This window comes from Hyphomicrobium sp. (genome assembly GCF_035548195.1).
Classification (GTDB): domain Bacteria; phylum Pseudomonadota; class Alphaproteobacteria; order Rhizobiales; family Hyphomicrobiaceae; genus Hyphomicrobium_B.
In genome coordinates, this window is the sequence record NZ_DASZTY010000025.1 from 61,573 (window position 1) to 75,115 (window position 13,543).

At 58.4% G+C, this 13,543-nt stretch carries 10 protein-coding genes; 5 read left to right on the forward strand and 5 right to left on the reverse strand.

Annotation, left to right across the window (positions count from 1 at the left end):
• The first annotated feature begins 86 nt into the window (after positions 1-86).
• From VHB22_RS09845 to VHB22_RS09860, 4 genes are all read left to right on the forward strand, one after another.
• The gene (locus VHB22_RS09845; protein ID WP_325456799.1) at positions 87-1,151 is read left to right on the forward strand and encodes a TonB family protein; all 1,065 of its coding nucleotides are present in this window, start codon (positions 87-89) and stop codon (positions 1,149-1,151) included.
• A 190-nt stretch (positions 1,152-1,341) separates the two neighbouring features.
• Positions 1,342-2,004 carry a response regulator transcription factor gene (locus tag VHB22_RS09850; RefSeq protein WP_325456800.1) on the forward strand — a complete coding sequence of 221 codons (663 nt, stop codon included), beginning with the start codon at positions 1,342-1,344 and terminating at the stop codon, positions 2,002-2,004.
• A 52-nt stretch (positions 2,005-2,056) separates the two neighbouring features.
• Positions 2,057-2,821, forward strand: a complete 765-nt coding sequence (locus VHB22_RS09855; RefSeq protein WP_325456801.1) for a quinoprotein dehydrogenase-associated SoxYZ-like carrier — start codon at positions 2,057-2,059, stop codon at positions 2,819-2,821.
• A gap of 60 nt (positions 2,822-2,881) precedes the next feature.
• Positions 2,882-3,286 carry a DoxX family protein gene (locus tag VHB22_RS09860; protein ID WP_325456802.1) on the forward strand — a complete coding sequence of 135 codons (405 nt, stop codon included), beginning with the start codon at positions 2,882-2,884 and terminating at the stop codon, positions 3,284-3,286.
• Between the two features lie 33 nt (positions 3,287-3,319).
• On the opposite strand, the gene VHB22_RS09865 is transcribed toward VHB22_RS09860, so the two are convergent.
• Positions 3,320-5,218: a putative bifunctional diguanylate cyclase/phosphodiesterase gene (locus VHB22_RS09865; protein WP_325456803.1), complete on the reverse strand. Its 1,899-nt coding sequence runs from the start codon at positions 5,216-5,218 to the stop codon at positions 3,320-3,322.
• Positions 5,219-5,503: 285 nt separating this feature from the next.
• Here VHB22_RS09865 and VHB22_RS09870 point away from each other — a divergent pair, with 285 nt between their 5' ends.
• Positions 5,504-7,342, forward strand: coding sequence for a putative bifunctional diguanylate cyclase/phosphodiesterase (locus VHB22_RS09870; protein WP_325456804.1), 1,839 nt, complete (start codon positions 5,504-5,506; stop codon positions 7,340-7,342).
• A 67-nt stretch (positions 7,343-7,409) separates the two neighbouring features.
• On the opposite strand, the gene VHB22_RS09875 is transcribed toward VHB22_RS09870, so the two are convergent.
• The 4 genes from VHB22_RS09875 to uca form a co-directional block, all read right to left on the reverse strand.
• A complete protein-coding gene (locus VHB22_RS09875; RefSeq protein WP_325456805.1) occupies positions 7,410-7,742 on the reverse strand; it encodes a polymer-forming cytoskeletal protein in 333 nt (110 codons plus the stop codon).
• 140 nt (positions 7,743-7,882) lie between these two features.
• Positions 7,883-8,044 carry a hypothetical protein gene (locus VHB22_RS09880; protein WP_325456806.1) on the reverse strand — a complete coding sequence of 54 codons (162 nt, stop codon included), beginning with the start codon at positions 8,042-8,044 and terminating at the stop codon, positions 7,883-7,885.
• Positions 8,045-8,129: 85 nt separating this feature from the next.
• The gene (gene atzF / locus VHB22_RS09885) at positions 8,130-9,923 is read right to left on the reverse strand and encodes an allophanate hydrolase (RefSeq protein ID WP_325456807.1); all 1,794 of its coding nucleotides are present in this window, start codon (positions 9,921-9,923) and stop codon (positions 8,130-8,132) included.
• Entirely contained in the window at positions 9,920-13,540 is a 3,621-nt protein-coding gene (gene uca / locus VHB22_RS09890) for an urea carboxylase (protein ID WP_325456808.1), read from the reverse strand. The genes atzF and uca overlap by 4 nt, the downstream gene beginning before the upstream one ends.
• Between the last annotated feature and the right edge of the window lie 3 nt (positions 13,541-13,543).

Sequence of the window (13,543 nt, forward strand, 5' to 3'; positions counted from 1 at the left end):
CACGAACAGAAAAACATCGGCGGGCAATTGAGTCCGCCGACGGGCGTTGAGTGACGATGTTGTTTGCTTCGAAGGAGAGGGGCGGCGTGACGCCCGTTGAATTCAGCGATTCTCGCGCACCGGCCTGGATCGCGCGCGAAGCCAATGCGCGTCTCGGCAAAAAAGATTTGCGCGGAGCGGGTGCGACTATTGTTTCGCTCCCGCGTCTCCGGGAACCAAGGCCAACTTCGCCTATCATCGTCGCAACCGCCGAGCCGCGCGCGCCGTCTCGCTTTATATTCATATGCGCAATGATCGTATCGATTGGCCTGCACGCAGCGACGATCTTCGGCATATGGGGACCGCGGGGCGATGCCGAACAATTCGGCACGATGGCCGACGATAAAGACGTCGTCAGCCTTTCGACCGTGCAAACGCTCGTGCTTGAATCCATCCAGACAGATTCTTCCGATACAGCCTCGTCCTCTGCCGTCGCCTCGCAGGCGGGAAGCATTCAGTCGGTGGAGTCGACGCCGCAGGAATTATCTGAAGTTCAAGACGAACCCGTTTCCGATCAACCGCCCCCGAAGCCTGTCAAGGTCGCCGAAGTGACGCCGACGGCGTTGGCAGAGGCGGAAGACCCATTACCTGTTATACGCGGCGGCGGCGCGCCTGATGCGCTAAGCGAGGTCAAGGCAGACCAGATCGCCGAGAAGGTCGTCGAGGACATGCCGCTCGAACTCGAAACCAAGGAATATGAGCCGGAAAAGGCCAAGCAGGAGCACGAGAAAGATAAAAAGCGGCAGACCGCGCAGAAGCAGTCGCACGCTCAGGCGGCAGGCGGAACAACATCGCGCGCGATCGCGGCACAAACGCCATCGAACGGGCGCGTGACTGCGAGCCGTGGCAATGTGCTGACCTACATGGCAAGTCTGCGTGCCCAAATAGCAAGGCACAAAATTTCCGTGTTCGGCGCGAAGGGTAAGGCTATCGTGTCTTTTGCGATCGCCGAGGACGGCGCCCTCAAATTCGTACGGCTCGCCAAGTCATCGAAGAATGCAAGCGTCGATAAGGCAGCACTGTCCACGATCCGCCGCGCCGCCCCGTTTCTGCCTCCGCCGCCTGAGCTGCCGCCCACGCAAACCTATTCAATTCCGTTCTACGCAAACTGAAGGTGAGTTGCTCAACGGGAGATGACGGGACGCTGACGGCCACAAGTTCATTCAAAACGTTGGTTGCCGCGTCGCCGCGATGAAGAATTGGAACTGTTACACCAGGTAAATTGGCAAAGCTTCCCTGATAAACTACCGTAGACTGCGTCATGCACATTGCGAGACGCATTCAATCTTAGAAATTAGCTGTATGAAAGTCCTTGTCATCGAAGACCATCCGATCGTTGTTTCCGGATGCCGTCAGTTGTTCGCCAACCATTTGAACTTCGCATTCTTCGCTGCGCGATCGATTGCCGAAGCGCGGCAAGTACTCAAAGAGATGACGCCTGACGTGGTCGTCGTCGACGTCAATCTCCCTGACGGATCGGGGTTGGAGTTCGTGCGCGAATTGAGGCGCCGGAGCGCCAGACTCGGAATCGTCGTCTTCTCGGTGGCGGATGATCCGATATTGGCGGCGCAAGCCCTCGACTATGGTGCGAAAGCCTTCGTCAGCAAGAACGGACGTCCGGCTGATCTTTTGGCTGCGGCCGACGCCGCTGCCCGAGGTGAGATCTGGCTCTCCGATGATCTCCTCCAACAAGTGGCTGTCGTGCGTGCCGACCCAGCCTCCCGCCAACCTGCCCTTACTCTGCGCGAGAAGAAAGTGCTGCGCTTGCTGGTCGGAGGATGGCATCACTCCGAAATCGCGAAGGAACTGAATATTTCTTCGAAACTTGTCGCGACCGATTGCTCGGTCATACGACAAAAGTTCAGCGCACGGACGACGGCCGAGATGGTGGCGCTTGCCATGAAATCCAACCTCGGAGCGGAGATTTCGCCGGAGAACGGTCCGGGTGTAGCCAACAGAAGATAACCGAGAGAGGCGCGGAATGTTTAGGCCGGGCAGTATTCTATGGGCGGCGCTCATGTTAGTAGCCTTCTCCAGTTGCGCCGCTTCTCAGCTTGCGGAGCCGGATAGCGAAACATCGTGGTCCGGAATAAAGGAAGCGACCTTCGGCCAGCATCATATTCTCGACGCCGGTAAAGACATGCATTTGGATGCGCCGGAACGTGCCGAGGACGCCGCCATCGTTCCCGTGACAGTGCATATCGCTGCCGCTTTGGCGAGTCGCGTGAAGACGGTGACGTTGATTATTGACGAAGACCCGGCGCCTATCGCCGCTAAATTTACCTACGGCGAAGCTGCCGGCGTGGGAGACCGCGTCATGGCCACGCGTGTTCGCGTCGACCGCTATACTTTTGTCCGCGCTGTTGCTGAAACGCGGGACGGAAAATTTTATATGACGAAAGCCTTCGTCAAAGCTTCCGGCGGTTGCTCGGCACCAGCAAGCCGTGACCTCCAAGAAGCGGAAAAATCCCTTGGCAAGATGCGCATAAAGACGACCGTAGCCGGTAAGAGCAATATGGCGGAGGTGATGATTCGACATCCTAATATTTCAGGACTCGCCATTGATCAGCTCAGCCGGGGATATCCACCGGCGCGGTTCATTTCGGAGCTAACGGTACGCGCCGCGGATAAACTCATTTTTTCGATGGAAGGTGGCATCGCGATCAGCGAGGATCCGCATTTCCGCTTCACTTACGAGCCTAGGAAGGGCGAGGTACTAAGTGTCGTTGCGGAAGATTCGATCGGCACGCATTTTAGTGGCCAATCCGGCAACCCCTCGTAGACCTTCACGTCGAGACGATGTATTTGCAGAAGACGTCCGAGCTACGCTTGAGGAATAACCATGGATACAGCTACCTTGGAACGATGGGCACCGTATGTGCTCAGTATTCTCAGAATTGTCACCGCAGTGCTCTTCTTCGAGCACGGGCTGCAGAAGATTTTCAATATCCCGCCGGCCGCAGCCGGTGCGCATCATCCCGAATTGTTCTCGCTTATTGGGCTTGCGGGGGTGCTTGAGCTTGTCGGCGGTGCGCTGCTGATCGTCGGTCTCTTCACAAGGCCCGTGGCATTTATTTTGTCCGGTGAGATGGCTTTCGCCTATTGGATGGCGCATGCGCCTCAGAGTTTCTTTCCGCTGCTCAATCGCGGCGACGCCGCGATCCTGTTCTGCTTTGTGTTCCTCTATCTCGTATTTGCGGGGCCGGGACCTTGGAGTGTCGATGCTGCGAGGAACAATCGCGCCTGAAGGGTCAATTGAAGCACGATCGCACGACACCAGTCACATGGCCTTCGAGCCGTTTTGGCGCGCCGCCGAGGCATTCCGGCCGATGATGTGTGCGTAAGCATCGATCGGAAGCGGGCGGCCGATCAAATAGCCTTGCACGTAGCTGCAGCCAAGCTTGCGAAGCACGGCGTGCTGCTCGCGCGTCTCGACTCCTTCCGCTACGGCACGCAGCCCCATCGCCCTACCGAGAGCAAGGACCGATTTTACGATGGCCGCGTCTTCCGAGTCGGTGACGAGATTGCGAACGAAACTTCTATCGATCTTGATGCGATCGAAGGGGAAGGATCTTAAGGTTTTCAGTGACGAAAAGCCCGTTCCGAAGTCGTCAATGGCCACGCTGATTCCAACGTCGTGAAGATGCTGCAGAGACTTGAGCGTCTCGTCGGCATCGTGAATGAACAGGCTTTCCGTCACCTCAATTTCGAGGCGGTGTGGATCCAGACCGGTTTCAGCGAGGACTTTCTCAACGAGCGCGATAAAATCGGCGTTCACGATTTGCGCAGGCGAGACGTTGACGCCGATCCGGAGCGGAATCGGCCATGTCGCGGCTTCTAGGCAGGCTTCCCTTAGAGCGAACGCTCCGACCTCTACGATCGCACCGCAATTCTCGGCAGCCGGAATAAAGAGAGCCGGCGACACGGCTCCTCGTGACGGAAGGTTCCATCGGAGGAGTGCTTCGAAACCCTCAATCGTGTGCGCCCACGTATCGGCGATCGGCTGATAGACGAGCGATAGCTCCCGGTTTTGGAGTGCGAGGCCGACATCGCGCTCCAGGGCCCGGCGCTCGTGCTGTTCGCGCTCCATCGAAGAGTCGAAAACGGCATAACTGCGTCGCCCGCGGTGTTTCGCACGGTAAAGCGCCGCGTCGGCGCGTGCGACGAGCGCATTCATCTCCGCACCGTCTTCAGGAAATGAAGCGACGCCAATGGATACGCCGACCGATGCGCTCAATCCGTCGTTGAGCCGGTAATGGCCGCTGACACCCATTACGATCCGCTCGGCCAACGCCTTATGCTCACCGCTATCGCGAGGCACTGTCGCGACGACGAGAAACTCGTCGCCGCCCAGCCGGACAATGAGATCTGCCTGTGGAGCGCTTTCAGAAATCCTTTGCGCAATTCGGCAGAGGAGTTCGTCACCGCAGGGGTGCCCGTAAAGATCGTTGACGGCTTTGAAGCCATCGAGATCAAGATAGAGCAATGCTACCCGGGATGATTTTCTTGCGGCTGCGTCCAGGATTTGGGGAAGGCGTTCCTTCAGCATCGTGCGATTTCCGAGACGCGTCAGCGAGTCGTTGAAAGCCATCTCTCGGACCATTTCGCGCGTCTGCCATTGCTCAATCGCAATCGCGCAAAGATTGACCGAAGCGGCGACCGCTTCACGTTCGAATGCGCTGGCACCTCTTGGGGTTCGAAAATAGAACGCGAACGTTCCGACGACGCGCTGATCGCAGGCAATAATGGGGCTGGACCAGCACGCGCGCAGACCGAGCGGTAGAGCCAGATGCCGATACTCGTCCCAAAGTGGATCTGTCGCGATGTCCGTTACTTCGACGGGGCGTCCGAGAAACGCCGCCGTGCCGCATGAGCCCGCGGCGGCACCGATCGGCGTTCCGTCGATAGCTTGGCAGTAGGCTGGGGGGAGCGACGGACTTGCAACGTGTCGAAGACGCCCTTTCCCATCAACGCGAAGGATCGAGCAGACGAGTTCAGGGGCTACGCGTTCGACGCGTCTGCACAACTCGTCCATCACGACGTCGAGCGGTTTTCCACGCGCGATAGCGACGAGGACGTCCTGTTGAATAGAGCGGAGAGAATGTATGCGCGCACGCGGCAAGCTGCCCGAAGGAGCGGGCGATTGGTTTCGCAGGTTTGTTCGAATGCCTGCCCTCATCCCTACTGCCGAACCTAAATGCGCCGGAAAGGCGACAGACTGCGGCGTGCGGATTAAAGGGAGCTGAAGACGAGCCTTAAAATTCCTCCTGCCTCCCGATGAGCAAGGAACTTCGCGACATGCAACGTGTTCGCTTTCGATTAACCATAACGCAGTGCTGCCGTAAACCAAGGGCGATCCGGGAGGGAGTTTAATTTGCTACTCACCAAATGAATATAAAAGTGCGCTCAATACAAAAATTCGGGGAGTTATGTTGTGCGCCAGTCCGTTCGCCAATCAAAAACAATGCCTGATACAACGCGGCGGTCTTCGAGGCCACAAGCCTCTGTTAGCAGGCAGAGCGTCATTCGACCGACGGCAAAGCAACTCGGTGATGCTCTCGACGTCATGCGGGCCAAGGGCGATCAGGAGCGCGAGCACAAGAAAGAAATGGAGCAGCTTAATCGCTGGTTCAATCTTGCGCTGAACAACATGGTTCGCGGCCTGTCAATGTTCGACGCCAATCAGCGATTGATTGTCTGCAACGATACATACCGAGAAATTTACAATCTTCCGAAGCGGCTTACGAAACCCGGGACGCCGCTTTCCGCGCTCGTCCGCCACCACGTCAAACGCGAAACGGGCCGCGATGGTCCGCAAGAGTTGAAAAAGCAGCGTGACTGGATCAAGGAGCACGTTGCAGCACTCGCGCACGGAAAGACATTCACCCATACGCAGTATTTGAAAAGCGGGCGTATCGTTCTGGTCACCAACCGACCTTTGGAAGACGGGGGCTGGGTCGATATTCAGGAGGATATTACCGAGCGCCGGATCGCGGAGCAGAAGATCACTTGGCTTGCGCGCCACGATCCTCTGACGGAACTGTCCAACAGATTGCATTTTCGCGAGGCTCTCGAAAAAGCAATTCATAACCCCAAGAGCGGCTTCGCGCTTCATTGGATTGATCTCGATCATTTCAAGAAGGTGAACGATACGCACGGCCATCCGACCGGGGATGCATTGCTGAAGAAGGTCGCCGCGCGATTGACTGAAACCGTTCGTGAGAAGGATATCGTTGCCCGCCTCGGGGGCGACGAGTTCGCGGTTTTGCAAAAGGGCGTGAACAGTCCGGCCGCCGCGGAGAAGTTGGCGAAGCGGCTTCTCCTGGCGCTGAGGGAAACACATACGCTGCTCGGACAAAAAGTCCCCTGCGGTGCCAGCATCGGCATTGCCCTCGCGCCGCGCGACGGTACAGACGCGGAGGATCTTCTCAAGCGTGCTGATCTGGCGCTCTACACCGCCAAAAGTGCAGGCCGTGGCGCATACGCCTTTTATACGTCCGGGATGGAGCAAGCCGATAGCGCTCGTCATCAGCTTGAAATAGACCTGCGCGCCGCCGTCGACGAAAATCAGCTTGAACTCTACTATCAACCGATCGTTGACTTCGAAAAGCAAACGGTTGCGGGATTCGAAGCTTTGATGCGGTGGCATCATCCAACACGCGGACTGATTTCGCCGACAGATTTCATTCCGATTGCTGAGGAAACCGGCGCGATCGTGGAAATGGGCGAGTGGGCTCTACGGCAGGCGTGCACAGAGGCTCTTCAGTGGCCTGAACCGACACGCGTCACGGTGAACCTTTCACCTGTCCAGTTTGAGCGAGGAAATGTGTATCAGGCGGTCGAAAATGCTTTGAGCACGTCCGGCCTGCCGCCGCATCGCTTGGAACTAGAGATTACGGAATCCGTTCTTCTTCGCGATGAGGCCAATACGCACCAGATTTTGCATAGTCTCAGGGCCAGGGGTGTGCGGATCGCTCTCGACGACTTCGGAACGGCTTATGCGTCGCTGAGCTATTTGCGCAGTTTTCCTTTCGACAAGATCAAAATCGATCGAAGCTTTGTTCGCGATCTCGATTATGCGAAGCGTACCGATTGCGTTGCGATCATCAACGCTGTTTCGGGCCTCGCGCGCGAGATGAAGATGAGCACGGTCGCCGAAGGGGTGGAAACCCTCGATCACGCAAAGACGGTGGCTGCGGCTGGATGCAACGAGCTGCAAGGCTTTTTCTTCAGCCAGCCTGTGCCCGCAAGTGAAGTCGGGAAAGTGCTGTCGGTCTGCCGCGACAAGTTTCAGCAATCATGAGCTGGTGGCCGATGCGTGGCGATAAGAACCCGTCTTACTCGAGAAGCGGGTTTTCGTTTCCACGTTCTTACGCAAGTCGTAACGGATCGGCGTGCCGGCGCGCGTTGCCTTCAAACAGGCAGCCGTTTTCGACGGAAAGACGCTTGTGAAAGATATTTGCGGCAACTGCCGATGACGGCTTCAGCGTGATATGCGTCGCGAAGATCTGGCCTGTAACCTCGCCGAGGACCGTTACAGTATCAGCCTTGATCGTGCCATCGACAACGCCATCCTCGCCGACGACGAGCGACATGCAGCTGACATCGCCGAGCACAATCCCGTCGATGACGACCGGACCCGGAAAATCGATATCTTCTCTGATGCGGACTTTTCGCGGAATGGAAAATACGCGGTAGGACATGCGACACCGATTGCGCCTGGAATCCGACCAAGCCGGATGACAGAATATGTGGCGCGGTTCCGTGGCAATATTTGGGCTCGCGCAATAGTTCGGATGCATGAACTCGCGAAGCTCTCTTTAAACGCCGCCGGGCTTGAACCTTATTCGCCGCTCCTGCCGGATGTTCCTGAGTCCGGTGTCATCGCAGCATCGGCATTTTGAGGCGTTTGCGGTGGGCTGTTCTTCGCCGGCTCATAAGTATAGCTGTTCAGCACGACATACGAGCCGAGAACGACAAAAACGCCGGCCCAAAGTGCTTTCATTGGAAATCCTCCCTGACGGCCGGAGAACTGCCCATCGCTCAGGAGGTTCCGAAGCATTTGAAAAAACGAGTGGAGAAGATGCCGATTACGCGACGACCGTGCGGCTCAGCCATGCCCGCCAGCCGCCGAATTCAGTGATTTCTTCCGCGCCGCGCACGGCATAGGGCTCGCAGAGGAAGCCCATCACCTTGCGGCCGTCATGGAGCGTCAACGTCCCGATCGCGAGCGGAGAAGGGACGAGGGCAACGAACGACCCGAATGCGGCGTGATTCATCTCCCAAACTTCGACCTCGATGGCGCCAGGGCCCGTTCCGTCGAATACGAGACCGGGTTTGGGCGGCGTTGTTCCGGAGAGCGCATAAAGCCGATAGCCTTCGGCGGTCCGCGATGTTTCTCGGAAAATGGCATTGCGATCGGTCAGCTGACTGTTCAACGGTTGGCCGGAGAGATGCGCGCCGACAACCGCCACTCGGATGGTTTTCCCATGTGGCGTCGCGACGGGCACCGAAGGAGTTGTGGCGAGGGGAATGGAGGTTGCACCCATCTGAATATCTTCGCTGGCGCGATGGAGGGCATCGCCTGTCGCGGCGAGTTTGCCGTCGGAAAATGCGCGCCCGATCAGTGTTACTCCGAACGGAATTCCATCGGCTCGGAAACCTGCAGGAACAGCCAGCGCCGCGAGATCCATCAGGTTTACGAAATTCGTGTAAGCCCCAAGGTTCGAGTTGAGCCGAATAGGATCGGCGAGCATCTCAGCGATTGTGTAGGTCGTGCCCGCGGTCGGCAGCAGCATCACATCCATGCGCGCCCATTCGCGTTCGGCTGAGCGCGCCAGTTCCGCAAGACGATAGAAACTTCGAAAAGCATTGACGGCAGATTTGTCTTTGCCGTCCAGAATGATATTGCGAACGGTCGGCTCGATGGCGTCCGGATCTCGCGCTGCAAGATCGCTCACCGATGCCAGCCGCTCCGCAACCCACGGTCCATCGTAGAGCATGGCTGCAGTTTCGCGGAACGGCCCGAAGTCGAATGGCACGATCGTAGCGCCAAGCTTTGAAACACGCGCGATGGTCTCATGGAAAAGTCGCTGATAGTCGGCATCACCGAAGAATGATAACGGCGCATTCGGCACGCCGACCTTTAGACCCTGCAATCCATCTTCCACTATGAACGGCGGCGCATCGTTGCGTGCATACGAATCTTCCGCATCGTAAGCGATAGCCGTCTCTGCAACTTTAACGGCGTCGCCAACGGTCAACGCGAAAATCGAAACGGCGTCCTGGCTTTTGCACGCAGGCACTACGCCACGCGCGCTGATGATGCCCTTCGTCGGTTTAAGTCCGACGATGTTGTTGAAGGCTGCAGGCACGCGGCCCGAGCCTGCCGTATCGGTCCCGAGTGAAAAGGAAACCAATCCAGCCGCGACCACGACGGCCGATCCGGAGCTGGAGCCGCCGGAAATATATGCGCTGTTGAACGTGCTCGCCGGAATGCCATAGGGCGAGCGCGTGCCGTTGAGGCCGGTCGCGAATTGATCGAGATTTGTCTTGCCTATCAAAACTGCGCCAGCAGCTTCAAGAAGCTCGACTACGGTCGCGCTGCGGTCCGGCACATATGCGAATGCCGGGCACGCGCATGTCGTCGGGAGCCCGGCCACGTCGATGTTATCCTTGACCGCGAACGGAATGCCGTAAAGCGGCCCCCTCGCGGCATGTCGTGCCCGATCCGCTGCCATGTCTTCGTCGACGAGCGTGATCCAATCCGGCGCGATGCCCTTTCGACGAATACGTGCATAGATCTCGCGCACGACGCGTTCAGGAGTCGTTTCGCCGTCGGCATAGAGCGCCGCGAGATTGCTGATATCCAATGAAAGCGTCACGCCACGGCCCCAGACTGATGTTCGGCAAGGACGACGAGTGTTTGGCCAAGCGCCACGGGGCGTCCTTCCGAGCAGCGCAATTCAAGTACGACTCCAGCCGCTGGAGCAGGGACGGCCATTTCCATCTTCATGGACTCGACGATGAGCAACGTTTCGCCCTCCGACACCTTGTGTCCGGGCTCGACGAGGACTTTCCAAATACTTCCCGGAACAGGACTTTCGACAGCGCAGGCACCCGGAGGCAGTGAAGCATCTCTATCGTCGTCGTCTTTCGTCTCCGCAACTGCGTCGCTGCCCTCCTGATCGCTCTGCTGCCATCGCCTCCGTTCGGCTTCGAACGCCGTCTGCTGCCGAGCCTTGAATGCCGCAATTGCCTCGCTGTTCTCTCGGCAGAAAGCGTCGTAATCCCCGAGCCGGAACGTCGTTGGTTCGATCTCAACACGGACTTGACCTTCGAGAAAACCGTCGCGGAACTCCGCCAGTTCCTCCGGCGAGACCGGATAGAAACGGATCTGATCGAAGAAGCGCAGAAGCCAAGGCGATCCTGCTTCGAAGTTCGCTGTCTTGCGATACGTATTCCAAACTTGGCATGTGCGTCCGAAGAGCTGGTATCCGCCCGGCCCTTCCATGCCATAGATGCACATATATGCGCCGCCGATGCCGACGACGTTCTCCGGCGTCCACGTCCGCGCCGGATTGTACTTGGTGGTGACAAGACGATGGCGTGGATCGATTGGCGTCGCCACCGGCGCGCCGAGATAGACATCGCCAAGGCCAAGAACCAGATACGTCGCATCGAAAACGATGCGCTTCACGTCCGCGATGCTGTCAAGTCCGTTGATGCGGCGGATGAACTCGATGTTCGAAGGACACCAAGGCGAATCCGGCCGGACGCCCTGAGTGTATTTATCGATCGTCTTTTGAACAGCCGGGTCATCCCACGAAATCGGCAGATGGACGATGCGCGAGGGGACTTCAATATCGCTGCAATCGCCGATAGCATCTTCGATTTCGGAAAGTGTGGCGAGCAAGTCTTCAAGTGGCAACGCGAGCGGGTCATAATGGATTTGCAGCGAACGAATGCCCGGCGTCAGATCGATAACGCCGGCAAGCTGGCGCTTCTCTATCGCGCCCATCAATGCATGCACGCGAAACCGCAGCGCGAAATCGAGAACGATTGGACCATATTCGATCAGCAGATATGCATCGCCTGCCCGGCGATAAACGACGCGCGGTCTGCCGCCCGACGCCTCGCGATGACCGACGATGCAATCATTCGCGCCCCACTTCCCATGCGACGCTGGGCCTAAGGGCGCCGGTTCGAACGTCGCGATTTCGGCGTTCTGCTGTGCGAGAAGGTGCCCGGCGACGTCCGGCGTCAATCGCTTGAATCTCACTTTATCGCCGGGGCGAAGCTGTCCCATCTTCCACAGCTCGGCTTGCACGATCGTCGCCGGACAGACAAAGCCGCCGAGCGAAGGCCCATCGGGTCCGAGAATGACGGGCATATCGCCGGTGAAGTCGACCGCGCCTATGGCATAAGCGTTGTCGTGAATATTGCTCGGATGCAGCCCCGCTTCGCCGCCGTCGTCACGCGCCCACACCGGCTTCGGTCCGATCAGTCGGATGCCGGTGGGGTTGGAATTGTAGTGGACCTCCCAGTCGCACGCGAAAAAGGTTTCGATATATTCCGGCGCGAAAAAGTCGGGCGCGCCGTGCGGCCCGTAGAGCACGCCGATCTCCCATGTATGCGTGAGGTGCGGAATGAGATCGGCAGGCAATGAGGGAATTTCAGAAATCTGTTGCGCCTTGCCGATGTGCAGGACATCGCCCGTCATGAGCACGCGTCCGCCGTGCCCGCCGAACTTGCCGAGCGTGAATGTCGATTTGCTGCCGAGATACGGCGGCACGTCGATGCCGCCGCGAACGGCGACATATGCGCGAGCGCCGGGGCCCTGTACGCTGCCGATTTTCAGAGTCTGTCCGCTTTTGACCGGAATTGCCGCCCAATAGGGAACCGGTGCGCCATCGAGCGTCGCGGTAAGTTCCGCGCCTGCGAGGCAGACGACGCAGTCAGCATTGAATTTGAGCGTCGGTCCGGAAAGCGTGGTCTCGATCCCCGCAGCACCTTCGTCGTTACCGACAAGCCGGTTTGCGAGACGGAACGATAGCGAATCCATCGGTCCGGACGGCGGCACGCCGACGGCCCAGTAACCGAGACGGCCCGGCCAATCCTGGATTGTCGTCTGCGTTCCTGCGGACAGGACTTCAATCGTGTTCGCCGCATATGCAAGGGTCTGCAGAGATCGGGTGAGAACTTCGCCTTGTGTGAAGACATCGGAGCGCGAGAGTTGGCGTAAGTAATCGAGATTCGTCTCAAGTCCGCCGACGCGCGTTTCGTCAAGCGCCTTCTGTAGTTTCGATAGCGCGTCGGCGCGCGTCTCGCCTTTGACGATGATTTTGGCCAGCATCGGATCGTAGTAGGGCGAAACCTCTGAACCGCTTTGCACCCACGTCTCGATGCGCGCATCGGAAGGCCACGCAACCTCACTAAGCTGTCCGGAGCTTGGGCGGAAATCGCGGCCGGGGTCTTCGGCGTAAAGCCGAACCTGGATCGATGCACCTTCCGGATTGATCGCGCTCTGCACCAACGGCGGCGCCTCACCAGCCGCTTGCCGGATCATCCATTCGACGAGATCGACATTCGTGACTTCTTCGGTCACTCCATGCTCGACCTGAAGCCGCGTATTGACTTCCAGAAAATAGAAATCGTCCGTCTGGGCGTCGTAAAGAAATTCCACAGTGCCCGCGCTTTCGTAGTTGACCGACTGGCCAAGGCGCCGAGCGGTTTCCCAAAGCGCTGCGCGTGTCGCGGGCGAAAGATGGGGCGCGGGAGTTTCCTCGACGACTTTTTGGTTTCGCCGCTGCGCCGAGCAATCGCGTTCTCCAATCGAGACGACATTTCCTTTCCCGTCGCCGAAAATTTGAACCTCGATGTGCCGTCCGCGCGCCACGTACTTCTCGATAAAGACGCCGGCATCTTTGAAATTGTTGCGCGCCAGACGTTCTGCGCGCTCGAACATCGGCTGAAGCTCTTCCGGCGATGAAACGAGCTGCAATCCGATACCGCCGCCGCCAGCCGTGCTCTTCAGCATCACCGGATAGCCAATGCGCTGCGCTTCGCTCTTCGCTTCCGCAATGTTTCGAATGAGGCCGGAGCCGGGAGCGAGGGGGACGCCCGCAGCAAAGGCCAGCTCGCGCGCCTTGTGCTTCAACCCGAAAGCGCGCATGTGTGCGGGCTTCGGTCCGATGAAGGCGATACCGGCTTGCTCGCAGGCCGCGGCAAAGTCGGGGTTCTCGGAAAGGAACCCGTATCCCGGATGAATGGCCTCGGCGCCTGTCTGCTTCGCGGCGTCGAGAATTTTGTCAAACTTCAGGTAGCTTTCGGCGGCTGGCGGCGGCCCGATCGCGATCGCTTCATCCGCCTGCAGGACGTGCATCGAATGTCGATCAGCCTCCGAATAGACCGCAACACTCGCGATCCCCTTCGCCTTCAACGTTCGAATGATGCGGCAGGCAATGGCGCCCCGGTTTGCAATGAGAACCTTGCGAAACATGCG

What these genes read in the sequence shown, in the direction of transcription:
- VHB22_RS09855 (WP_325456801.1), top strand. Translation starts at nt 2,057, where the DNA reads ATGTTAGTAGCCTTCTCCAGTTGCGCCGCTTCTCAGCTTGCGGAGCCG.
- VHB22_RS09870 (WP_325456804.1), top strand. Translation starts at nt 5,504, where the DNA reads ATGCCTGATACAACGCGGCGGTCTTCGAGGCCACAAGCCTCTGTTAGC.
- VHB22_RS09860 (WP_325456802.1), top strand. Translation starts at nt 2,882, where the DNA reads ATGGATACAGCTACCTTGGAACGATGGGCACCGTATGTGCTCAGTATT.
- VHB22_RS09875 (WP_325456805.1), bottom strand. Translation starts at nt 7,742, where the DNA reads ATGTCCTACCGCGTATTTTCCATTCCGCGAAAAGTCCGCATCAGAGAA.
- VHB22_RS09865 (WP_325456803.1), bottom strand. Translation starts at nt 5,218, where the DNA reads ATGAGGGCAGGCATTCGAACAAACCTGCGAAACCAATCGCCCGCTCCT.
- VHB22_RS09850 (WP_325456800.1), top strand. Translation starts at nt 1,342, where the DNA reads ATGAAAGTCCTTGTCATCGAAGACCATCCGATCGTTGTTTCCGGATGC.
- VHB22_RS09880 (WP_325456806.1), bottom strand. Translation starts at nt 8,044, where the DNA reads ATGAAAGCACTTTGGGCCGGCGTTTTTGTCGTTCTCGGCTCGTATGTC.
- uca (WP_325456808.1), bottom strand. Translation starts at nt 13,540, where the DNA reads ATGTTTCGCAAGGTTCTCATTGCAAACCGGGGCGCCATTGCCTGCCGC.